This window comes from Ruegeria sp. O5, assembly GCF_056535105.1.
In genome coordinates, this window is the sequence record NZ_JBQERN010000007.1 from 1 (window position 1) to 23,314 (window position 23,314).

At 56.5% G+C, this 23,314-nt stretch carries 15 protein-coding genes; 8 read left to right on the forward strand and 7 right to left on the reverse strand.

Features of this window, described 5'->3' with window-relative positions; all coding sequences use genetic code 11:
• Positions 1-212: 212 nt before the first annotated feature.
• From ACR0M3_RS10920 to ACR0M3_RS10935, 4 genes are all read left to right on the forward strand, one after another.
• A complete protein-coding gene (locus tag ACR0M3_RS10920) occupies positions 213-1,208 on the forward strand; it encodes an HlyD family secretion protein (protein WP_480539469.1) in 996 nt (331 codons plus the stop codon).
• Positions 1,205-3,901, forward strand: coding sequence for a ribosome-associated ATPase/putative transporter RbbA (rbbA, locus tag ACR0M3_RS10925; protein ID WP_480539467.1), 2,697 nt, complete (start codon positions 1,205-1,207; stop codon positions 3,899-3,901). The genes ACR0M3_RS10920 and rbbA overlap by 4 nt, the downstream gene beginning before the upstream one ends.
• Positions 3,902-5,026: an ABC transporter permease gene (locus ACR0M3_RS10930; RefSeq protein ID WP_480483859.1), complete on the forward strand. Its 1,125-nt coding sequence runs from the start codon at positions 3,902-3,904 to the stop codon at positions 5,024-5,026.
• Between the two features lie 143 nt (positions 5,027-5,169).
• Positions 5,170-5,598, forward strand: a complete 429-nt coding sequence (locus tag ACR0M3_RS10935; RefSeq protein ID WP_480483860.1) for a phasin family protein — start codon at positions 5,170-5,172, stop codon at positions 5,596-5,598.
• A 261-nt stretch (positions 5,599-5,859) separates the two neighbouring features.
• Here ACR0M3_RS10935 and ACR0M3_RS10940 read toward each other — a convergent pair whose 3' ends face one another.
• The gene (locus ACR0M3_RS10940) at positions 5,860-6,738 is read right to left on the reverse strand and encodes a LysR family transcriptional regulator (RefSeq protein WP_480483861.1); all 879 of its coding nucleotides are present in this window, start codon (positions 6,736-6,738) and stop codon (positions 5,860-5,862) included.
• Positions 6,739-6,834: 96 nt separating this feature from the next.
• Here ACR0M3_RS10940 and ACR0M3_RS10945 point away from each other — a divergent pair, with 96 nt between their 5' ends.
• Positions 6,835-8,142 (forward strand): aminotransferase class I/II-fold pyridoxal phosphate-dependent enzyme, encoded by a 1,308-nt coding sequence (locus ACR0M3_RS10945; RefSeq protein ID WP_480910699.1) that lies wholly within the window; start codon positions 6,835-6,837, stop codon positions 8,140-8,142.
• Positions 8,143-8,183: 41 nt separating this feature from the next.
• On the opposite strand, the gene ACR0M3_RS10950 is transcribed toward ACR0M3_RS10945, so the two are convergent.
• The 5 genes from ACR0M3_RS10950 to ACR0M3_RS10970 are packed head-to-tail and all read right to left on the reverse strand — an operon-like array spanning position 8,184 to position 13,950.
• Positions 8,184-9,203, reverse strand: a complete 1,020-nt coding sequence (locus ACR0M3_RS10950) for an Ldh family oxidoreductase (protein ID WP_480483863.1) — start codon at positions 9,201-9,203, stop codon at positions 8,184-8,186.
• Between the two features lie 11 nt (positions 9,204-9,214).
• Positions 9,215-9,844, reverse strand: coding sequence for a DUF3726 domain-containing protein (locus ACR0M3_RS10955; RefSeq protein WP_480910702.1), 630 nt, complete (start codon positions 9,842-9,844; stop codon positions 9,215-9,217).
• Entirely contained in the window at positions 9,841-11,529 is a 1,689-nt protein-coding gene (locus tag ACR0M3_RS10960; RefSeq protein ID WP_480910705.1) for a hypothetical protein, read from the reverse strand. Before ACR0M3_RS10960 ends, ACR0M3_RS10955 begins: the two co-directional genes overlap by 4 nt.
• A 4-nt stretch (positions 11,530-11,533) precedes the next feature.
• A complete protein-coding gene (locus ACR0M3_RS10965; protein ID WP_480773942.1) occupies positions 11,534-12,508 on the reverse strand; it encodes a membrane dipeptidase in 975 nt (324 codons plus the stop codon).
• Positions 12,508-13,950, reverse strand: a complete 1,443-nt coding sequence (locus ACR0M3_RS10970) for an aldehyde dehydrogenase family protein (RefSeq protein ID WP_480910708.1) — start codon at positions 13,948-13,950, stop codon at positions 12,508-12,510. The genes ACR0M3_RS10965 and ACR0M3_RS10970 overlap by 1 nt, the downstream gene beginning before the upstream one ends.
• Positions 13,951-14,053: 103 nt before the next feature.
• Here ACR0M3_RS10970 and ACR0M3_RS10975 point away from each other — a divergent pair, with 103 nt between their 5' ends.
• The 3 genes from ACR0M3_RS10975 to ACR0M3_RS10985 all read left to right on the forward strand — a co-directional run bounded on the left by ACR0M3_RS10975 (position 14,054) and on the right by ACR0M3_RS10985 (position 19,515).
• Positions 14,054-14,953: a LysR family transcriptional regulator gene (locus tag ACR0M3_RS10975; protein WP_480910710.1), complete on the forward strand. Its 900-nt coding sequence runs from the start codon at positions 14,054-14,056 to the stop codon at positions 14,951-14,953.
• A gap of 102 nt (positions 14,954-15,055) precedes the next feature.
• Positions 15,056-18,331: an adenylate/guanylate cyclase domain-containing protein gene (locus tag ACR0M3_RS10980; RefSeq protein ID WP_480910713.1), complete on the forward strand. Its 3,276-nt coding sequence runs from the start codon at positions 15,056-15,058 to the stop codon at positions 18,329-18,331.
• Between the two features lie 20 nt (positions 18,332-18,351).
• On the forward strand, positions 18,352-19,515 hold the full coding sequence (locus tag ACR0M3_RS10985; RefSeq protein ID WP_480910716.1) for a hypothetical protein: 1,164 nt from the start codon (positions 18,352-18,354) through the stop codon (positions 19,513-19,515).
• Here ACR0M3_RS10985 and ACR0M3_RS10990 read toward each other — a convergent pair.
• Complete coding sequence (locus ACR0M3_RS10990; RefSeq protein ID WP_480910718.1) at positions 19,512-23,111, reverse strand: flavoprotein; 3,600 nt, start codon at positions 23,109-23,111, stop codon at positions 19,512-19,514. The genes ACR0M3_RS10985 and ACR0M3_RS10990 overlap by 4 nt on opposite strands.
• Positions 23,112-23,314: the final 203 nt, after the last annotated feature.

The window sequence follows — 23,314 nt, forward strand, 5'->3', positions numbered from 1 at the left end:
GAAATTCGTCCGTCCGTTTCAGTCCCATAGTTCGTCTCCTTTGCTGCAATAAATGCTATCAAAGGAGCGGCAGCAAACCGCGACACGTCCACTCCGACCAACAGGATATGTTGTTCCCCCAAGCATGCTTTGGAAACGCTTGATCCATCGCAAAGTCCCCAATCCTGCCAGGCACTAGACTGACCGTCGCATTCAACGATCTGGCAAAAGCTATGAAGAAGAGTTCGCCCATCTTTTTTGCTCTGGTAGTCATCGTGGTTGCTGGCGCGGTTGTTTACTCCGTCATCTCCCAAGACGGCGATCAATTGCCGAGTGGCTTCGTACAGGGTAATGGAAGGATTGAGGCAGAGCAGGTTGAAATTGCGCCAACGATCGCCGGGCGTGTTGCCAAAGTTCTGGCACCTGAAGGCGGCATGGTCGCCGCCGGTGATGTACTTGCCAGGATGGATATAGACGAACTGTCCGCAGCGCTGGACCGGGCAAAAGCCGAGGTAGCCTTGGCGCGCCAGACAAAAGCAGAAGCTGAAGCCTTGGTTCTGCAACGCCAAAGTGAGCAACGTCGGGCGGCGCAGGAACTTGAACGTGCTACAGCGCTACTGACCGGGAACAATATCTCTAAGACAGTTTTTGAGGAACGTGAAACCATCCACCAAGTTGCGTCTGCTGTGTTGGGTGCCGCCAAAGCCCGAGTTGCAACCGCAGAAAGCCGGATTGCCGCTGCAGAAGCCGAGGTGCGCAGGATTGAGGCGCAAATCGAAGACAGTTCCTTGCTGGCACCAATGCCGGGTCGCGTTCTTTATCGATTGGCCGAGCCGGGCGAGGTCGTCGGAGCGGGTGAACCGATCCTGACCCTTCTCAGTCTCGAGAACGTGTATATGGAAGTTTTCCTTCCTGCGCGGGAAGCCGGGCTGTTGCCGATTGGAGCCGAAGCTCGCATCGTGCTTGATGCTTTACCCGAATACGCCACACCTGCATATGTCAGCTTTGTTTCTCCCGAGGCGCAATTCACGCCCAAACAAGTCGAGACTCTGGATGAACGCGAGCAACTGGTCTTTCGTGTCCGCGTTCGTATCCCCCAGGACCTGGTTGAAAGCCGGATTGAACACGTAAAAACGGGCCTGCGCGGCATTGCCGTGATACGGATCGATCCCACCAGCGCATGGCCCGAGGCGCTTGAACAGCCCATCCCGCAAGAGCTGTTCAAATGAATGCCACAGTCGCCTCGTCAGAGTTTCGAATTGCCGGTGTTACACACAGGTATCGAAAACACATCGCGTTGAACTCTGTAACCTTGGACCTTCCAACCGGACAGCTTGTCGGCTTCATTGGCCCAGACGGGGTGGGCAAGTCCACATTGCTTGGGTTGATCACCGGTGCAAAAAAGCTTCAATCCGGATCAATCGACGTTCTGGGCGGAGCGATTGATGAGCCCACTCATCGTAGACGAATATGCCCTGCGATCGCATTCATGCCGCAAGGTTTGGGTCGGAATCTCTATTCAGAACTGTCGGTACGCGAAAATTTGGAGTTCTTCTCGGGCCTTTTCGGACAGGGACACGACGAGCGTGACGCCCGGATCACCGCATTGCTGACAGCGACCGCGCTTGCACCATTTGAGGATCGCCTGATGGGCAGGCTTTCTGGTGGAATGAAACAGAAGCTTGGCCTGTGCTGTGCGTTGATTCATGACCCCAAACTCCTGGTTCTGGATGAGCCAACAACCGGGGTTGATCCGTTGTCGCGTCGACAGTTTTGGGCATTGATCGACGCTATCCGAACGGAAAACCCCAAGCTCTCTGTCCTTGTGTCTACAGCCTATATGGAGGAGGCCGAAGGCTTTGACTGGATCGTCGCGATGGACGCAGGTCGCGTCATCTTTCAGGGTAAACCCGCCGAATTGAAGCGTGCCGATAAGGACTTCGAAACTGCGTACCGACGCTTGCGGGCAGACGAGGCATCTGGTTCAGCGCCGGGTCAATCAATCGTTCGACAGATCAAATCGGATCCCGTGATTACTGCACGCGGGCTGACACGGCGCTTTGGCGATTTCATCGCCGTGAACAACGTTGATTTCTCGATCAATCGCGGAGAGATTTTCGGGTTTCTGGGATCAAACGGATGCGGAAAATCCACGACGATGAAAATGCTGACCGGTTTGCTGCCTGCAAGCTCAGGCGAGGCATTGTTATTCGGCAAACCCGTTGACGCCAGGGATCGAAAGGTGCGCCGCGAGATTGGGTACATGAGTCAGGCGTTTTCATTGTACGGTGAATTGTCAGTGTATCAGAACCTTCAGTTGCACGCCCGGATTTTCGCAATCCCTGACCGCGACGCGCGCATTTCGGAACTGACGGAACGATTCGGACTCGGCACGCATCGTGATACCCTTGCGGCCGCCCTGCCCCTTGGGATCAAACAGCGCCTGTCGCTGGCGGTTGCGATCATCCATCGCCCGCGTGTGCTGATATTGGATGAGCCGACATCCGGAGTGGACCCAGAGGCGCGAGATACGTTTTGGGCCTTGCTCGTCGAGTTGTCCCGACAAGACGCGGTAACGATCTTTGTCTCCACCCATTTCATGGCAGAAGCAGAACGATGTGACCGTGTTTCGTTTATGCACGCAGGCCAGGTCTTGGCAGAAGGCACACCAGCCGAATTGATCGCCGCTGAAAGCGCCGACAGCCTTGAGGCTGCGTTCATCTCAATTCTGGAGGCGGCAGAAAGACCGGCGCCGGTTGAAGCACCGAGAGTTGATTTGGCCACCAATTCCAAACACGTCGGTGGCAGTGTCGGGCGCGCACTGGCCTATACGCGACGCGAGGCCGTCGAGGTGGCGCGCGATCCTGTGCGCCTTGCCTTTGCGTTTCTTGGGTCAGCCATTTTGATGTTGGTTTTCTGCTTTGGCATCACGCTTGACATTGATGAACTGGACTTTGCCGTTCTAGACCTTTCTCAGGGTCCTGAGAGCCGTGCCTATGCAACTGAGTTCGCGGGGTCGTCCTATTTCAAACCCACGCCGCCATTGGAAAGCGCTATGGAAGGCCACAACCGGCTCCAGGCAGGAGACGTTTCACTGGTCTTAGAGTTGCCACCGAACTTCGGTCGTAAGCTGCGCACAGGCGAGCCAACACAGGTCCTCGCGACAGTCGATGGTGCCATTCCGTTCAAAGGCGAGACCGTTGAAGGATATGTCGCGGGACTGCATCAGTCCTTTCTGGACGAACACGCCCGAAAGACGGGGCAACGGGACTTCGAGATTGCCCGGATAGAACCGCGATTTCGCTACAATCAGAGTTTTGAAAGCATTGCAGCAATGGCCCCGGCCATGCCGGCGATTTTGCTTATCATGTTGCCGGCCGTCTTGACGGCGGTCAGTGTCGCGCGTGAGCGTGAGCTGGGATCTGTGGTGAATTTCTACGTAACACCGACAACCCGGCTCGAATTCCTGATTGGTAAGCAAATTCCCTATATTGCAATTGCTTTTGCAAACTTTCTGTTGCTGGCAGCGATGACCATTTTCGTCTTCGGTGTGCCGCTCAAAGGCGATCCCATTCCGCTAGCGGTTGGTGCGTTTTTGTATATCTGGGCAACGACGTCCTATGGATTGCTGATTGCCACAATGACATCCAGCCAGGTGGCAGCGACATTTGCGACAGCCATCGCCTCGGTTGTGCCGACCATCCAGTTCTCGGGCCTGTTGCAGCCCGTCTCCACTTTGGAAGGGGGGGCTCAGTTCATCGGCTCGCTTTGGCCATCTTCCTATTTTCTGCACCTGAACGTCGGCGCGTTCACCAAGGGCTTAGGGTGGGAATCACTTGCCCCGGACATTCTTGCGCTTGCCTGTTTCGGTCCAGTGCTGACACTCGCCGCCGCCCTTTGCCTGCGCGCGCAGGAGAAGTGAATGCAGCGCCTTTTTTGCATATTCTGGCTGGGATTGAAGGAAATGATGAGCCTGCGCCGCGATTGGGTGATGATGGCCTTGCTGGTCTGGTCATTCACGCTGGCTCCGATCATGGAAGCAACAGGCGTTGCAAGCTCGGTGAATAACGCCTCAATCGCATTTGCAGATGAGGATAACTCTCCACTATCGCGCACCCTTGCCACTGCGTTTTTCCCACCGGAGTTTCAACCGGTCGTGCAAATTGAACCGGGGACCGGTCCAGCGCACATGGATGCCGGGCGGTTTATCTTCATCGTTGCCATTCCTCCAGGTTTTGAAAAAGACCTGCGCGCCAGAAGCACACCAGAGATACAGGTTCTGATAGACGCCACGGCTATGGAGCAGGCAGGTATCGGCGCCAATTACATCACCAGTATATTGAGCGCTGAAATCCATCGCTTTGCAGTTGGTGTTGACCTCGTAGATCCTCCCGCAATCAATGTCATTCTGAGAAGTGCCTTCAACCCAAACAGAGATACGGTGCGTTTTGCGGGCATCGTTGCGCTGATCGGTCAGATCATGTGGCTCACGACCATCCTGACCGGCGCTGCCATGATCCGGGAGAGAGAGCATGGAACAATTGAGCATCTGCTCGCCATGCCTCTAACTCCGCTCGACATTGCGATGGCAAAAATCTGGGCCAATGCGGCCGTTGTTCTGATCGCTGCGGGGTTATCGCTGACTTTTGTCATGCAGGGTTCGTTGGACATTCGCATTGCCGGATCAAAGACACTGTTCCTATTTGGAACCGCACTTTTTCTGTTTACAGCTACGGCGCTTGGGGTATTTCTGGCGACGATCGCGCGCTCAATGGCGCAATTTGCGCTTCTGGTCATGCTGATTGTCCTGCCAATGCTGATGCTGTCCGGAGGGGAAACACCAGTCGAAGGGCAACCAGGCTGGTTGCAAGCCGGAACGCTGTTTCTGCCATCGCGCCACTATATGTCAGCCAGCCAAGCAATTGTTTTCAAAGGTGCTGGAATTGAAACGGTCTGGCCGGAATTCGTTTGGATGGCTGTGTTGGGTCTGGCCCTGTTGATGACAAGTCTGGTTATGTTCAGACGGTCAGTCGCCCAGATGAGTTGATATCAACCGACCGTGTATGTTGTGGACGGGCGTATTGTGAAACGACGGCGCGAATTACCCAGTGAATTTGATCTCGGTTAATGTGAGTGCACCTCTGGGTGTGGTAAAATTAATCACCGTCTTCTTTTCCAGGGAGAGTTCAAATGCCCACAAAATCAGCCGAAATCGAGACACAGGAAGCCCTTACCGACGTGTTGAAATCCATGCAGGGCATGATGTCCATGAACTCCGCGGTGACGCCGCAGATCGAGCAGTTTTGGAAAGCGCAGGACCACCTGCTGAGCGAGGCGGAGGAATACTCCCGCCTCTGGTTCAAGCGCCGCCATGAGGCTGCACGCACCGCGCTGCAAACTGCCCGGGAAGCTACGTTTGGCGACAGCCCAGATCCAAGCAAAACGATGCAAGCCGTCGCCGAATGGCAACGCCATTCCATGGAACGAATGGTGGAAGACGCACGTGAATGGTTCGAAATGGTGTCGCGCTGTGCAAAATACGTAAGCGAAACAGAAGCAGACATCATCGGCGAAAACATGGAAGCTGCCTCCAAGGTCGCAGGCAAAGCCAAAAGCTGAGACCGACTAAACCCGTTTGACGCAGCCTTTCTTCGACGGGCGCGGTGCACTGTAACCCTCCACGTGTCGCTGGCCAAACCGAGCGGCCACGATTGCGGAAGCGCTCTGACAGTTTTTCGTGTGTACCCAAACATGATTGAACATGCAAAGTTGGGACCAAGCGTTCGAGTTTGACGAAGATAAGTGCCCGGTGTTTTGGGCAATCTTTCGCCCCCCTTTCAGTTCCCATCTATCCCGCGCTGAGGTCTGGGACAATTTGGGTCAACGGGACAAACATGCGATAATCTGGTCCGTTTCCGGTCTCCTGCGGGTTCGTTGTGGCATTTGGATAACCAGAGATCGGTCGGTGCGGAACAATTTGGTGTGCGCAGCTGTCAGCTCGCCTGTGGCCAAGGCGTCTTCGATCAGGCACAGGTGTCCCATCAGTATTCCTGCGCCCGCCTTCGCTTCCTCTACGGCCAGACTGTAGAGGGAGAATTGAGCACCGCCCTTGGCACTATGCAGGTCATAGCCAGAGTGTTGGGCCCATTTGGTCCAATCTTCGTTCCACACCAGATCGTGCAGCAACGGTACGCCCAGAAAACCGTTTGCGCGGCAAACTTGGTCCTTAAGCGCCGGGGCGCAAACCGGCACGATCTCGTCCGGGCAAACGACCACCTGATTGGCCGTGTCGTCCGGTGGAGCGAAGAAGATTGACAGGTCGAACAGTTCGCGCCCCAGGCTCGGCGGCGCTTCCAGCGCAGTGACTGAAAAACTGATGTCAGGAAATTGAGATCGGATCTGGCGCAGCCTTTTGGGAAGCCAGAGCTGAGCAATGGCCGGTAAAGCAGCGATATGAAAATCTGCATTGGGTTTAAGGTTGCGCAGCGCACGGGCCGCGTCGGCCAATTGGTCAAAAGCCCTGGTAAATTCAGCGACAAGCGACTGCCCCTCGGGCGTGAGTTCTACGCCTTGCGCGTTGCGCCGGAAAAGTGCTGCACCGGCCCAGCCTTCCAGCGTTTTGACGTGTTGCGAGATTGCACCCGGTGTGACGTTCAACTCTTCAGCCGCGGCGACAAAGCTGATGTGGCGCGCCGCTGCCTCAAAAGCGCGCATTGCGTTCAGTGGGGGCCCTTTGGGACGCTTTGGGGAAACGCTCATCACCTTAGCCTTAGTTTTTCTACGCCAAGAAATAACAAATCTGCTTTGCGAAGTCACGCAGCAGCAGTCACAGTGCACGAAACAGGAGGATGTCAGATGACACTTGCACATAGAGACTGGGTGCCCACCGCAAGCGAAACATTGGTTCAGAATATCGCGACAAAGACAGCATCGGCATCGTCTGGCGACCTATTGGACCGGATCGTGCATCTGGCAGAGGAAAACCGCCGTATTCACGAGGAAGAGTGTTTCAACCTCAACCCCGCGACCAATGTCATGAACCCCAAGGCCGAGGCGCTTTTGTCGTCGGGCATCGGGTCGCGGCCTTCGCTGGGCTATCCCGGTGACAAATATGAAATGGGGCTGGAAGCAATCGAAGAAATCGAAGTCATCGCGGCCGAGCTTTGTGCAGAGGTCTTTGATGCCCGATTTGCAGAGGTTCGTGTGCCGTCGGGCGCAATTGCAAATCTTTATGGCTTCATGGCGACCTGTAAGCCGGGTGATACAATCATTGCGCCACCCGCAATGATCGGCGGCCATGTGACCCATCATACTGCGGGCTGTGCAGGGCTGTTCGGGCTGCGCACGATCGAGGCACCGGTTAACACAAATGGCTACACAGTCGATCTGGACCAACTGCGCGACCTGGCGCGGGCTGAGCGCCCCAAGCTGATCACGATCGGCGGAAGTCTGAACCTTTTTGAACACCCTGTTGCCGAGGTGCGGGCCATTGCGGACGAAGTTGGAGCGAAAGTCATGTTCGACGCCGCGCATCAGTGCGGGATAATCGCGGGGCGTGCCTGGTCGAACCCGTTGAACGAGGGCGCGCATTTCATGACCATGAGCACCTATAAAAGCCTTGGTGGACCAGCAGGTGGATTGATCGTGTCGAATGATGTCGACATTGCCAAATCATTGGATGCTATTGCTTTTCCCGGGATGACAGCCAATTTCGATGCCGCCAAAACGGCCGCTCTTGCGGTTACCATGCTGGATTGGAAAGACTTTGGTCAGGCGTACGCGAACGAGATGATCGCACTGTCAAAAGCACTGGCCGCAGCGTTGGATGCGCAGGGTGTTCGCGTCTTTGAGGGTGCGGAAGGCTTCACCAATTCGCATCAGTTCGCGGTTCTGGCAGAGCCCTATGGCGGAGGGCAGGCGGCATCGAAGAAGCTTCGCGAAAGCGGGTTTCTTGCGTGCGGCATCGGATTGCCTGTCAAGCCGGTTGAAGGGGACTTGAACGGGTTGCGGATTGGCACTCCTGAATTGGTTCGCTGGGGCATGACCTCTCGAGATGCTGATCGCCTCGCCGATTTGATCAGGCGAGGACTGGACGACGCGCCTGTCGCTTCGGAAGTCTCTGCCTGGCGTAGTGAATTCGACACGCTGCATTTCGTGAACTAGGCGCAAGCGGCCACCACATCCGCCCGGTCTGGTGGCTGCTCTTAACTGTTTTCCTGAATTATCGCGTCAATCCTGGCCAATGTAGCAGTGTTGACGGCGACACCTTTTTGACCTGCGGCAAGGCGACATGCACGGCGCCCATCTCCGGGCAGGTGCGCGCCGTCCTGATCTCTGATCGACACGACCAGATCCGATATTGCGGTTGAAAACAGTCCATTTGACGAAACCGCAGGGTCAATAGCGATGAAGAACTGCCCGGTTTTCGGTGGACCCCCGACCGTTCCCGAGAACGGAGAGGCATGCAGCCCAAGAGTAGATCCTGTCAAAGCGGCCGCCATGATTTCAGTCAGCAAAGCGATACCCACACCTTTGTACCCGCCGGATGGGGCCATGCTTCCTTTCAGACCGACATTCGGGTCTGTTGTCGGGTTTCCGTCCGGGTCCAGTGCCCAGCCGACCGGGATGGCCTTGCCTTCTCTGGCGTGTTTCATCACTTCGCTTTTGGCGATGGTGCTGGCGCTCTGGTCAATCAGCAACGCGGGTTGCCCGTCTGGACCCGGTACCGCAACAGAGAACGGGTTGGTGCCGACAACGGGCTTCGATCCACCCGAAGGTGCAATGGATGCTGGTGCATTGGTGAATCCAAGACCAACCAGACCCGCCTGCGCCAGTCGATACGTGTGATAACCCAACACACCGCAATTGTAGCTGTTGGTGATCGCAAGGGCCGCGATGCCCTGTTCACGAGCCGCCGGGATCAATGCATCAAAGCCCATTTCAATGGCTGCATGTGCGAACCCGGTCGCAGCGTCTACGCGGATAAGGCCGGGGCGCGGCGTTTCCAGCGTCGGTACTGCCTGACCGTCAACCTTCCCGCATTGTACGTGTTCACAGTAGATCGGGATATAAGCCAGACCATGACTGGCCACCCCATCCGCTTCGGTTGCCGCAGTGGCCACGGCCAGAGGGCGCGCGCTTTCTTCACTTGTGCCAGCGGCAACCAACGCGGTGAAGGACAGCTTTTCGATTTCGGCAAGCGACAGGGTTTGGGTCTCGGTCATCTGATGATCCTTCAGTCATTGTCCGACAGGCCGGAACCAGCGCCAAGCAGTCGGGATTCTTCGGTTGCAGGGGCATATGTACGGTGCGCCATGGAGTTGAGGATCTGCCACACCTCTGCATTTGGAGCGGCACGGCTTTGCAGAGGACGACTGTTTTGAATGTGGCCGCCCTCAGTTATCTCAACATGATCAGCGCGGTCCAAATTGCTGTCTGCACAGCTTAGATGAACACCATCAGTTGTCGCAGAATACCCGTCGAAGGTGACTTTTACTGTCTTTCCCAGCTTTTTGGCCCCCGCAGCGACAAAGGGCAGCAACAGCAGCGGTGCTGCGAGATTTGAAATCGCAATGGTGCCTTGGGACAGGACGGTCGGGGAATCCGATATCACAGCTCCGGTCATCAGGGGGCACAGGTCTTGTTGGCCAACCCATACTCCGTTCTGAAGCACAGGAATGTGGCGTTCCAGACAGGGCGCATATTCACGTTTGAGCAGTTGGGCCAGAATGGCGGGCCCGTCGAACCCTTGGGCGCTTAGCCACCGGGTGGCTTTCGCAGCCTCTTCCGCCACGCCCCAGGCATATCCGGCCCCACGGGTTGCGCGTTTGGCGGTTGCTTCGACTTCGTTCAATGAAAAGGTCATTGCGCAACCTCCGGATAAACCCACAAATCTGCGTTCGCGGTATTTAGCTCATCGGGGTAGGGGGCGCCGGCATACATGCAGATGCGGACCCAGCGATCTGAACGAGGGTCGAAATGCGTCGCGCCAAAGAAGGATAGTTTTGCGCGCAACATATCGATGGGCATCACATTCGCGCCGATTGTGTTGTCATGGATCTCACCATATGGCGCGACACGGCTGATTTGTGCCCGGCGTACGGTGTGGCGGTGCTCAGGGTGGCGCATAAGAAACTCTGCTATCGGCGCATCATCCGGCCACTCTTGCAGAGCCTTGAAAGCCAGTGCCGCATCACGCGCGGGCGCGAGCGGTTGTTCATAGTCTGCAATCGGTTCTTCAAACCGTTCACCCAGTCGGGGTTCAAGTTTCTCTTCGGAAACGTACCAGGCGCGCGCGCAGTTTTTCGGATCACTCCAATCAAGATCCAGCGCCCAGTCAAAACTGTTCCGGATCAAGGTACGCACCCCTGACACCGGCATTGTTCCATCAATAACCTGTGCAGCCGTGTTTGTGTCCGCCATGCAGCTGGACAGCCCATCCACGACATCTCCGTAAGGCTCAAGGATCAGCGAGGCCAGCAACTCCTGGCCTTCTTCGCTGAGCGCGGTTTCCGACCATCGGATCATGCGATCCCACGGATGGTCTCGTGTCAGGTCGTCTGTAGCCAGAAATACGTCGATCGAATTCAGGTCGTCCTTCAGTGCCGCCAGTTTTTCCACCTGTATCGGATGTTCGGATTGCCACCACGCGATTGACTGTTTGCTGCGCGCGAATACGTCGCGAAAGACGCACGCGTCTTTTTCGGTCGCTGTCTTAATTGACCGCACGCGCGAGATGGCCTCTTCCCGCGCCATGATCCAGTTGTTGAACAGAACGGGATGGTTCACGATGAACGGCGCCATTCCCAGTCCTGTGGAATTTCCGATGCCCAGCCAGCGTGCGATTTCAGGATCAAGCTCGGCGGTTTGATCCCCACCTTTGACCTGCGCCATATATTGCACCAGATCGCGTACAAAAATCCGGGTCAGGTACACCGACAGCATTTCGATCTGGAAGGGACCGCTGACCTCATCCCGGTCCGCCGTTTTCTCACGATCCGCAGCGCCGAATTTGCCCGACCCGTAAACAGCCGTGGTCCTCATCAGATAGCCGACCTGATAAATCTGTTCCAGGTCCGGTTGTTGGCCCGCAGCCAGACGATCCACCACATGAGCCCAGAGTCGCACGGAACGGTTGGCGCGTGACAGTGACAATTCGGTTTCGCTGACACGCCCTGCTTCTTGCAGCGGTACGTTCCGCGACAGCCGATCAATGTCTTCTGGCGTCGGGATACCGTCGAACAGCGCAAAGGTGGCGTCCCAGGCTTCGGCAATAACCCGGTCTGACCGTTGATCGGCAGGCAGGTCATGGGCAAATGCAACCAGCGAATAGGCGCGATCGGGGCCTTGTGCGGTATAGACCGCATGGCCGACACCTTTGTCGTCAATTTCGAATGCAGGTCGCGAAAAGCTCCAGTTTTCATCGGCCATGCGGCGTGTCAGTTGCCGCATAAAGCTGAGCCGGCATTGATGCAATGATCCCAGCCGTGACAGCCGCATGACCGTAGCGGGGTCACGTCTGGCGATCTCTGTCTGCGCGTGTGGTTCCATTTGGCTACCTTTGTGGGACGAAGTTCTCGGCAAAGAACCGATACCAGTTCCTGCCCATGATCCCGGCCACTTCGTCATCGTTCAGGCCGGTCGCGCGTAACCCTTGTTCGATGTTTCCAAAGTCTCGGTTGTCCTGAAACCAGCCCGGCATTGGTGGAAACCCTGGAGCCGAGGCCGAGCCTTCGCCATAGTCGATTTCTTTTGTCCACCGCCCCACACGCATCCATTCAACGATACTGTCAGGCTGATCCTGGCACAGGTCAGTGCCGATCCCCAGATGTTCGGCCCCGTATTTGTCCGCAGTGCGGGCGATCATCTCGCAAAAGCTTTCCAGCGTGCAGTCAGACTTGTCCTTCAGGTGGTGAGGGTAGACCGAAAAACCCAGCATCCCACCGTTTTCAGTCACGGCGCGGATGACATCATCTCGCTTGTTGCGCAGGGCCGGGGACCAATCGTGCGGATTGGCATGCGTGATTGCGATGGGCCGGTCTGAGAGTTCAGCCGCCTCGATTGTGGACCGGTCAGCCGAATGGCTCATGTCCACCACAAGGCCCACGCGGTTCATCTCTTTGATCACCTGCTTGCCCATTCGGGTGATGCCGGTGTCTTCGGCCTCATAACAACCGGTCGCCAGCAGGGATTGGTTGTTATAGGTCAGTTGCATGAACCGCGCGCCCAAATCGTGCAGGATTTCAACCAGCCCGATGTCGTCTTCGATGGGCGATGGGTTCTGAAACCCGAAAAACACGGCGGTCCGGCCTGTTTCACGGGCCGTGTCGATATCGCCGGCCCACCGCCCTTTCATGATCAGATCCGGATATTGCTCGAACCAACGGTTCCATTTCTCGAAATTCAGAACCGTTTCTCGGAAATTCTCATGATAGGAGATGGTGACGTGGATCGCGTCCACGCGCCCTTCGCGCAATTGGCGAAATATCTTCTCCGACCAATTGGCATATTGCAGGCCGTCGACCCTCATCAGACGGGGCCCGCGCTGATATAGGCGGTTTTGACCGTCGTATAGAATTCAGCCGCTGCCTTACCCTGTTCGCGTGGACCATATGAGCTGTCGCCCCGGCCACCGAAAGGCACGTGGTAATCGGTGCCAGCGGTGGGCAGGTTAACCGTCACCACGCCGGTGCGCGCGTTGCGGCGGAAATGGGTGGCGCGGGCCAGCGACTTGGTCACGATGCCCGAGGTCAGGCCGAAATTGGTGTCGTTGACCACACTCAGCGCCTCGTCATAGCTGCCGACCTTGATGACGGATGTCAGGGGCGCAAACATTTCTTCGCGGTTGATGCGCATGTCGTTGGTGGTGTTCAGGAACACGCCCGGCGACATGTAGAATCCGTCATGAGGCATCTCCAGGCGCTGACCGCCACAGGCCAGCTCGGCCCCTTCGGATTTGCCCAGGTCGACATAGGCGAGGTTTTCATTCAGCTGCTGCTGGCTGACGACGGGGCCCATCTGCACGCCTGCTTCCAGCGCGTGACCCACTTTCATTGCCTGCGCACCGGCAACCAGTTTCTCGACAAAGGCATCGTGGATGCCCGCGTGAACCACCAGCCGCGACGAGGCGGTGCATTTCTGACCGGTCCCGCCAAAGGCCCCGCCCAGTGCCAGTGTCACCGCCAGATCCAGATCGGCGTCGTCCATCACGGCCAGCGCGTTTTTGGACCCCATCTCCATCTGCACCTTGGTCAGGTTCTGGATTGCTGCGGCGGCGATGCCTTTGCCCACGGGTACAGACCCGGTGAAGGAAATTGCATTGACCTTGGGGCTTTCCACCAGACGTTGCCCGACCGAACGGCCCGAGCCCATCACAAGGCTGAACAAACCTTTCGGGATATCCTGACGTTCGATGATTTCAGTCAGGGCCACAGCCGAGGCGGGTGTGATGTTGGCGGGTTTCCACACCACCGCGTTGCCATAGCACAGCGCCGGGGCAATCTTCCACGAGGCGGTTGCAGTGGGGAAGTTCCACGGACTGATAATCGCAACTACGCCAACAGCTTCGCGGCGCACATCCACTTCGATATCGGGGCGCACGGAATCGGCGTTTTCACCGATCTGGCGCAGACACTCGGCGGCGTAATACGTGAAGAACTGACCGGCGCGGTAAACCTCGCCCTTGCCTTCGCCCAGCGGCTTGCCTTCTTCGCGGCTGAGCAGAGTGCCGAGTTCCTCGGCGCGGGCCATCAACTCGTTGCCGATGGCGTTCAGGACGGCCTGTTTGCGCTCCAGCCCGTAGGCGGCCCATTCGGCCTGCGCGACGCGCGCCTGATCCAGAGTCGCCTCAAGCTGATCGGCGCTGGCTTGTGTGAACATGCCAACCAGATCGCTTAAATCCGAAGGATTGCGGTTTTCAATTTCGCTTTCGCCGGCCAGCCATTCGCCGGCAATCAGGTTCAGTTTGGTCACGTCATGCCCCAAATTCGCAAATTTCGATTTGGGTCAGGATGGAACTTTCGGTCAACATCAGTCAAACTCAAATAACTTTAGAAAACTTCAGAAAGTTTGAAGTATGGCGATGAAAGTCGAGATGCTGCGGTGTTTTTGTACCGTGGCCCAAACCGGAAACCTTGCCGAGGCTGCCAGCCGTCTGGGTCGGACACAATCCGCCGTCTCAATGATGCTGAAGCAGTTTGAAGATCATCTGGGTAAGAAACTGTTTGAAGGTGAACGAAAAAACCACCTGTCGCCACTGGGTCAGCAAGTTCTTGACCTTGCGCTCAAACAGGTGCGCGATTTTGATCAGACTGTTCAGAACATAGAAATGGCGGCGCAGGCGGAACAAGGGTTGATCCGCATCGTATCCGTGCCGTCGGTGGGGGCCTTGGTCTTTCCCGCCTTGCTGGGACATATGACATCACGCTTTCCCGGGTTGAAGATCGAGTTGCGAGACGGGGATTCGCAACAGGTTCTGGACGCCGTTGCCGGGGATAAGGCGGACATCGGCATTGCATCCGGTCATCATCCCCTGAACGGGGTCAGTGCCGAGCCGCTGTTTCAGGATCGGTTCGGACTGGTCGCAGCTTCTGATCATCCGCTTATGACACGGGCCAAACCGCCTGAAATCTGTGACCTGATGGCGGCGCCCTTCGTGCGAAACGCCTTGTGCGACTTTATCGAGTCCGCGCCTTTCCGAGAGATCCTGGACAGGGCCGAGGTTACCATTCACAACACGCATTCCCTGATCACGACTGTCAGGGCAGGCCAGTGGATCACGGTCCTGCCGCAGACCGTCGCACAGTTCATCCCGGATGCGGTCGCCTTTCGTCCGATTTCAGATTTGCCAGACAAGCGAGAGGTATATATTTACCGTCGGGAAAGAGCCCGCTTCCGCGAGATCGCCCAGGCCTGCTGTTCGTATATCCTGTCGAGCGGTTTTGGAAACGCTGGCTTGGTGCAGGAGCCAGTTTAGGATTAACCCTGCTCAAAAGCATAAATTAAATAGGTTCTAGCAGACTCGAAGCGGCGCACATGCTAGGTTCCTGAATGAAGTGGGGGACTTCAGAGGGGCAACATGTCTCAGGACCTGAGGGGCTGGCTGAGCGCAATTGGATTAAACGAGTACGCGCAGGCCTTCGCAGACAACAAAATCGATTTCTCCATCCTGCCTGATTTGACGGCCGAGGATTTGATCGAAATTGGGGTGACGGCCGTCGGTGATCGGCGGCGGCTGCTGCGCGCCATCGAACAGATTGATGCCAGCCAAACCTCAGCAGAACCTGAATCTGCTGCACAGCTCGAGCCCGCGCGGCGACAGGTTACTGTGATGTTTGCCGATCTGACCGCATTCACGAAACTATCCAGCGAGCTGGATGCTGAAGATCTGCATGCGCTGCTGAATCAATTCTTTAGCAAAGTGGACAATGTCGTCGAAAAATACGGTGGTCGTATAGACAAGCATATCGGCGATGCGGTCATGGCCGTCTTCGGAGCGCCGATTTCACACACCAATGATACCGAAAGGGCCGCGCGTGCTGCTGCCGAGATACATGCAGCTCTGCCGACCTTGTCACCGCCGCTTTCCTGCCACATCGGTATTTCCTCGGGTCAAGTCATTGCCAGTACGACCGGAAGTCAGTCGCATACGGAATACACCGTTACAGGAGACGGGGTGAATCTGGCGTCCCGCCTGACGGATATTTCCGCGGGGGGTGAGACTCTGGTTTCACACGACATTCAGCGCGCGTTGGGGCCGCTATTCGTGGGCGAATCCATTGGTGTGAAGGCCATCAAAGGGCTGAATGATCCCGTTGAAATTTGGCGTCTGGATCGATTGGCCCGGAACATTCGCACACGGCGTCACAAATTCATCGGGCGCGAGCGGGAATTGTCGGTGTTTTCGGCCACATTTGACCGATGCAAGCGCCACGGCAAGGGCGAAGTCCATGTGATCCTGGGTGAGCCCGGGATCGGGAAAACTCATTTGTCCGAGCAAGTCGCTGAGCTGGCATCCGGCCAGTCCTACACGATCCACAACGGTGTCGTGATGGATTTCGGCGCGCGCGAAGGGCATTCGGCCATTCAGATGGTCGCCCGCAGCATTCTGGGTCTTGACCCGTCGGATGGCGCGGAAACAGTTGCCGCAGCGGCTAGGGACGCAATCGCCAGGGGCTGGGTCAGCCCCCCGAACGCCGCGCACCTCAATGCGCTGCTTGAGCTGGAGCAGGATTCGGGTCTGGCCGAGGTGTTTGCGGTGATGGACAATAAAACCCGCCTGCGCGGACGGCGGCAGGTCATTGAAGAGTTGCTGTCGGCCTGCAGCCAGGAAGCCCCCCTGCTGATCCAGATCGAGGACATCCACTGGGCTTCGCCCGAGACCCTGATGACCTGCTCTCATATTGCGGCGGCAACGCGAGATATCCCTTGCGTGTTGATGATGACCAGCCGGGCCGAAGGCGACCCGATTGACCGGGATTGGCAAATGGCAACCGATGGCGCGCTGGTATCCAAGATGGAACTGGCGCCGATGGGCGAGGAACAGGCCAGACTGTTGGTCGAAGAATTCACGGCCATCGACCCCGAGTTGCTGGACACCTGCGTCAAACGCGCCGGGGGCAATCCGCTGTTTCTTGAGCAGTTGTTGCGCAATACGGATGTGCTTACACAGCAAAGCGTGCCTGGCAGTATTCAGGGGATCGTTCAGTCCCGACTGGATGCACTGGATCGAACCAGCCGCTCCGCCATTCAGGCAGCATCGGTACTGGGGCAACGGTTCTCTGCAGAAGTGCTGAACTTTATTCTGGGTGAAGGGCATCTGGATACGACCAGCCTGATCCGATCCGCGCTGGTCCGAGAGGCGGGGCCTGACCTCATGTTCGCCCACGCGCTGATCAGGGATGGATCCTATGCAACGTTGGTCAAATCCGAGCGTGCGCGCCTGCATAGGCAGGCCGCCAAGTGGTTCGAGGATCGCGATGCGACCCTGTGCGCACAGCATCTGGACCGGGCCGGAGCGAATAACGCCGCGCAGGCGTATCTGGAGGCGGCGGACAAACTGATCCAGGCCTTCAGATTCGACGATGCCAGCCCATTGATCGAACGCGCCCTGGAACTGCCGTCCCCTGCAGGTGTCCGGTTCGACCTGCTGTGCGCTCGTGCTGAGACGCACAGGCTTCAGGGTCTGTCCGGCGACGCACTGCGTGAATTTCGGGAAGCTGCCCGGGTTGCCGAAACCGATGAGCAAATCAGCCGCGCGCATATCGGGCTGGCGCAGGCCGCACGGCAAGCCAGCTTGTATCAGGATGCCCTGGAGGCACTCGATATGGCTGAATCCGCCGCCGAGCGTTGCGGGTCAGAGCGGGATGTGGCTCAGATCAGCTACGTGCGCGGTAATGTTTATTTCCCTCTGGGCCGGGACAAGGAAGCGCTGAGCGCCAATGAACGCGCCCTGACGCTTGCCCGCAAACTTGGCTCTGCCCGCCTTGAGGTAGGGGCGCTAAGCGGATTTGGTGATGCAAACTTCATGAAAGCCACCATGAAGACAGCGACAGGCTTTTATACGCAGGCTGTTGAGCGGGCGCGCGAAAAAGGGCTGGTCCGCGATCTGGCCGCCAATCTGCACAATCTCAGCGTCGCGCGCAGTTACACCGGGGACGTAGCACAGGGCAAGGCGGACGCCATTGAGGCCATCGAAGTCTCGCAAACGTATTTTGCCTTTGTTCCGGAATGCGTTGCACAGACCTGCCTTGGCGTGGCCGAGACCTTTTTGGGCAACCTTGATCAGGCACTGGAAGCGTTCAGTGTTTCAGCTGAAATTGCGGAACGCGTCGGTGCAAAACGCCTTGAGGCGCAGGCCCTTGAACATCTGGCGCGAACGCAGGTTTATGCCGGAAAGTTGGACCACGGTCGGGAAACAGGTCGTCGCGCGGTTGAAATCGCGCTTGAACATGGGCGGAACTTTGTAGGGCCCAAGGCCTTGTCGGCCCTGGCAATGGCCGAGGCCAACCCTGATGAGCAAACGCGCTTGTTGAACCTGGGGTCTGAGATCATTTCCGAGGGATGTGTGGGTCACAGTCACCTTCACTTTTACTCGGACGCCTGCGCCGTCATGCTGGCGCGCGGCGATTGGGACGCAGCAATTGAATATGCGGATGGGCTTGCAGCCTTCACGACTACCGAGCCTTTGCCAATGGTCGATTTATCCATTTGTCAAACACGACTTTTGGCTGAAAGCGGACAGCAGAACACTCCGCCAATACAACACGGGGGGTATGCCGATCTGACAACGCAGTTTGCCGCTATGGGTATCACGCAATCCCTTCTGGGTTCAGTGGGGTTTCTGGCTGATTAGGTGACACGGCAGGAGGCTGAATGAGCGTTGAAAGAAAGGTGTGGCTGATTTCTGGCTTGTTGACCCTTGGGCTTGGGGGTCTCTTGCTCAAACTTTGGATCGAACTGAATCATTTTGAGGGTGATCCCACTCAACTTCCGGATCAGGCATCAGTGGACGCATATCTGGAAAAACTGGATGCCGTGCCGGATTACCGCGTTAAAACGGGGATCTTCTTAAAATCATTCAGCTTTCTTGGTGCCAGCGACGTGCAGGTCACCGGTTACGTCTGGCAGCGCTACATCACAGGTGTTCATGATGAGATCCGTCCGGCCGAGGGTGAGATCGGTTTTCTTCTGCCGGAAGCGGTCGATACAGCAAACGGCCTGATCGAAGAGGCCTATCGGCTGCCGCAACAAGATGGGTTGCTGATCGGGTGGTATTTTGAACAAACCCTTCGGCAGAGTTTTGACTACACCCGCTACCCCTTTGATCACAAAACGGTCTGGGTGCGCTTCTGGCCCGCATCTTTTGACATCAATGTTGCGCTGGTTCCTGACTTTGAGGCTTATTCCGCGACCGGTCCGGATGATATTTTCGGCATCGACAGTCAGATCGTGATGGGCACGTGGGAACGCGAGAACACCTATTTCGACTATAAGCTGTCAAACCTGGATACGACGTTGGGCATCACGCAGAACACCTATCAAACCAACATGCCCGAACTGCATTATAACTTTGTCATCAAACGCAATTTCGCAAACGCGTTTATCGTGCACATGGTCCCGCTGCTTGTCGTGACAATGCTGCTGTTTGGGGCGCTGATGACCGTCACACGCCGCGAGGGGCTGGCCGATCGGCATGACTTCAGCACCTCCAGTGTGATTGGAACAAGCTCGGTTCTGTTTTTCGTGATCCTGCTGGCCCATGTGCAGCTGCGTGAAGGGTTCGCAGGTTCTCCTGTGATCTATATGGAGTCGTTCTTTTTCCTTATGTACTTCATGCTGCTGGCAGTTTCGGTCAATACATACCTGTTTGCGTCTGACGTAGAGTCGTCGTTTCGAATTATCCACTATCGGGACAACCTTATTCCCAAGGCCGGGTTCTGGCCGTTCGTGCTGCTGTGTATGGTCGTGATCACGGCCTATAATCTCAGTTCCAAGGAAAGCCCGAAACCTCCACCAGTCAGCACAGCGGAAAACTAGAGTGCCGGCTCGAATCCGGGCTTGGGTTCACCCTGCGCCATATCCAGTGTGTAGTCGCTGATGACATCTGATTTTCCGTCACGCCAGTTTTGCATGTACTTTTCAGGATCGGCGATCACATAGGCGTAGGCGGGTTTCATCACCCCATCCAAGATCACGTTGATCTTCTTGCGGATATAGACGTTCTTGGACGAGCCCGGACCATGATAACCTTCCAGCTTGTCCAGCTCGTGCAGGCCCGATTCCGTCACCCGGTAAACCTCTCCGCTTACTTGTTTGCCCATGCCCTGCTGATCGACAAGGGTCGCCATTCGGTGCAGGAAGCCACAGTTCGGATTGTCGCAGTACGGTTCATTTGGAACGATCAGGGGCATTGGTTGCCGCGTGCGGGCAGGCCCGACGAAGTCATTCAAGACCCGGCTGTGAGCCTCATGGTTCGGGAACCCCTGTTTCAGGGAGCCGTATGTGAAATACAGATAGGTGGGTTCCTGGATGGCAACAAAGGTTTCGTCACGGCCCTGTTCCGCGTCTTTAATCTTAAGGTTGTGGTCCTGCGCCCAAGCATCCAGCATGCTTCGGATCTCGGGCGGGATATCCATGCCCTGAACAAATTCAATGCACGAGGTTGCATCCATGCCTTTGGCGCGCAACAGGATGTCGACCATCCTTGGGGCTTTGTTCATCACAGCCACATGCAATGCGGTGAAACCGTGATCGTTGACGATATTGACGTCGATATCGCGGTCGATCAAATCCTGCGCCGCTTCATAGTCGGGCTTGCCCAGATCGTGACCACCTTCGTTCAATTCGCCTTCGCCACCGGCCGCATAATGCAGCAATGAATCGCCGTGGGCTTCGTCCACGATATTGATGCCCACGACACCTTCATCGATGGCGCGGAACACACGTTTCCATTCATTGATATCGTCAGCGGCGGCAGCCTCTCGGGCCCATTTGCACACGCGGTATTTCTGGTCGTCCAGTTCTTCGAACGCCTCGCCCAGTGCCTCCATGATCTGGTCAGGTGTGGCCATCATGCCAATCCCCATCCGACCGTTTGACAGCCGGCCTTCCCGGGGACCTATGAAATCAATGCCCAGCGTCTTCAGTCTTGCGACATTGTTCTGGGTGGTGATGTTGTTCCACATATTCGTGTTACAGGCCGGGCACAGGATCACGGGCTTCTTCTGGTACTGCCACGCCACAAAGACTGAGGTCAGAAGGTTATCGGCGATCCCGTTTGCCACTTTGCCCATGGTGTTGCAGGTGATAGGAGCGACGATCACGCAATCGGCCCAGTCGCATAGCGCCAGATGCGACGCACGCACCGGCATGTCGAATTCCATGTAACGGAAGTTCCATTCATCATCGTCGCGGTAGTAGTCGTTATGGGTGATCTTGGCGTCGATCCGTTCAGCGCCGAAGTCCCGAAAGAACTTCTCGGCCGAAGTGGAAGGGATCAGTTTGACATTGTGTCCGGCGTCGACGATGCGCTCAACCAGTTCGGGGATCTTGTCTGCCGCTGATGATCCGCAGGCACAAAGCAGCACGTTGCGTTTGCCGCTGCTTACCTGGTTCATCACACCTTTGGGATAGCCGAACATGTTCTTGTTCAGGCTGGGCGTCTCTTCAAGCTTGGAAACGGGAAGACCCGCTTCGATCATGCGGTCCTGAAGGTGACCCGCCTTGATCATGTCCACAATGTCTTCCAGCTTTTCGCCTTTGCTGATGCATTGGCCTTGGAAAAACAGGTAGGGAACTTTGGGTTTTTCACCTAAAGATATCAGCTGACGTCGCATCTTTATCGCGTTGGGGTCGCGACCGCCCACATCTACCTGCTTTACGCTGGTCGCACCGATGTTCGAAAGAACACTTCTGAGCATGTAGGACCATGGGTCTTCATCTTCATAAAACAGAACCATGGGGTTGTTCCGGATAATGCTGGTGACATCTCCGGGGTCTTCGGGCGGCTCAACCGTTTCGATCACCAGCAACGCCGGGTTTTCCAGATCGCGCAGCCCGCGGAAGATGTTGCCGCGAGGGGCTTGCCAGACCTGTGACGTTGCGGGGCTCATGTCGACGATCGTCACAAGGTCGGTTGCTTCATCATATGCGATACAGAGGCACCAGAATTCTTCGAGCAACGCGGTTTCCCGGTAAACGTTTACTGGTGGGCGGATGGCTTCGATCCCGGTGACCCGATTAAAGTCGATATTGATCATCAGGTGACGGTCCGTAATGGCGTCCAGGCCCTGAAGTTGCATCTTGAACCAGTCTTCGGGGGTATCGATCGATGTGTCCTCGCGCGTTCCGAAACTGCGAAGTGAACTGCTCAGGTGCACGTTTTCGGACCCGTTCAGGTATTTCTGGGCCATGTCGTGCATGTCCGCGGCCGTGGCCACCCGTGAGACAACATCCGTGAAAGAGGCTTCGGTGGCCCGCAGCAGCTCGTCTTCGTCTACCTTGTCGTCGCCGTGAATGGCGAGGCTTTCCACCAATACCCCCAAGGAGTTCATGTTCGGAGTGGCGCGGCGGAACAGGTTGCGCCGTTTCTTGGGGTCTTTCGCCAGATAGAGTGTGCTGTCGACATAGTTGCATCGTTGCCTGAATGTCTTCAGATGCGTCTTGACCGCGGCACGCGCCGAGAAGCGCAAAATACCACGCGACCGCATCGAGGTTCCATCACGGTCCGACATCGCCTTCCAAAGCCGGTCTGCGGTTGTAACCCAAAGCTTGCCGTATTTCTCAGGATGTACGTCCATCATGTGCACCAGCCCAGTGCTTGGGTTGCACTTGGCGATGACGGCAAAATGCCCGCCCGGCATATTCGCTTTGCCATGGGCGACGCCGACCTGAAAATTCGCCACCAGAATATCGTTGTCACCACCCAGCCGGTTGGATTCGTCAATCGCATCCAGCAACAGCTGCACGTTTGTCGTGTCCTCGTCCATGAAATAGGCCTGAACCTGAACCCTGTCCCGCAGGCCCTGCGAATGAATGTAGGTACACGCGACGTCAAACAGCTCACCCAGTGAGATACCGTCATTGACGACGAAAGACGAAGGCAGCGCGCATTCACGGAAAATGTCGTTCACTTCGCAACTGAAGCCCAACGCGGACATGCTGAGGGCGGCAGCCGTCACGCTGCAACAATTGATCGGCTGCTGGAAATTCTGCAATTGAACACTGACCAGATCGCCGAACATCGTGGCGAAGCAGGGTTGCCGGATTTCCTCTGGTATCTGCCGCCAGTTCTCGCTGGACAGAAAAGCCAGCCGCGATCCGTCCAGCGCAAGCGCTTCGAGGCTGACGGGAATGTCCGATATCTGAAGGTGCTCTTCATAGAAATAGTCACCGACATCCGCGCTGGCCAAAGGATTTCCATTCTGCCGCAGCTGAACCACACCGCGCAGAACAACATACATGCCGCTTGCTGGCAGAACCGTGTTGTCGGTCACCTCGATACATTCGAAATGAGGGTTAATAACTGACGGGTCGGCAATCTTGGCCTCGCCCGGCAGAACCTTGTATATCAGGTTCCAGTCTGCGTCATTTGGGATATATGATCTGGACGTTTCAATTTGATCTATAAGCACAACTGTTCCCCCCGGAGTTGCGTTTCAAATGTCTAAGTGCGGCCAGCCGGGGCTTTCGGGTTTTGCGATGTGCAGATACCCGTCATTCTGAATAAAGGGCGGGTCTGTTTTTGCCTGTCACTGGCCAGGGCCGGCCTGCCAAAGAAAAAGTATAAGCAAATTGGCCCAATTGGCTGCACAGTATCCGATTTTTGAATAAAAAT

Coding starts and splice junctions, on each gene's coding strand:
- ACR0M3_RS10980 (WP_480910713.1), top strand. CDS start 15,056: ATGTCTCAGGACCTGAGGGGCTGGCTGAGCGCAATTGGATTAAACGAG.
- rbbA (WP_480539467.1), top strand. CDS start 1,205: ATGAATGCCACAGTCGCCTCGTCAGAGTTTCGAATTGCCGGTGTTACA.
- ACR0M3_RS10940 (WP_480483861.1), bottom strand. CDS start 6,738: ATGAGCGTTTCCCCAAAGCGTCCCAAAGGGCCCCCACTGAACGCAATG.
- ACR0M3_RS10960 (WP_480910705.1), bottom strand. CDS start 11,529: ATGGAACCACACGCGCAGACAGAGATCGCCAGACGTGACCCCGCTACG.
- ACR0M3_RS10965 (WP_480773942.1), bottom strand. CDS start 12,508: ATGAGGGTCGACGGCCTGCAATATGCCAATTGGTCGGAGAAGATATTT.
- ACR0M3_RS10975 (WP_480910710.1), top strand. CDS start 14,054: ATGGCGATGAAAGTCGAGATGCTGCGGTGTTTTTGTACCGTGGCCCAA.
- ACR0M3_RS10930 (WP_480483859.1), top strand. CDS start 3,902: ATGCAGCGCCTTTTTTGCATATTCTGGCTGGGATTGAAGGAAATGATG.
- ACR0M3_RS10945 (WP_480910699.1), top strand. CDS start 6,835: ATGACACTTGCACATAGAGACTGGGTGCCCACCGCAAGCGAAACATTG.
- ACR0M3_RS10985 (WP_480910716.1), top strand. CDS start 18,352: ATGAGCGTTGAAAGAAAGGTGTGGCTGATTTCTGGCTTGTTGACCCTT.
- ACR0M3_RS10935 (WP_480483860.1), top strand. CDS start 5,170: ATGCCCACAAAATCAGCCGAAATCGAGACACAGGAAGCCCTTACCGAC.
- ACR0M3_RS10950 (WP_480483863.1), bottom strand. CDS start 9,203: ATGACCGAGACCCAAACCCTGTCGCTTGCCGAAATCGAAAAGCTGTCC.
- ACR0M3_RS10920 (WP_480539469.1), top strand. CDS start 213: ATGAAGAAGAGTTCGCCCATCTTTTTTGCTCTGGTAGTCATCGTGGTT.
- ACR0M3_RS10955 (WP_480910702.1), bottom strand. CDS start 9,844: ATGACCTTTTCATTGAACGAAGTCGAAGCAACCGCCAAACGCGCAACC.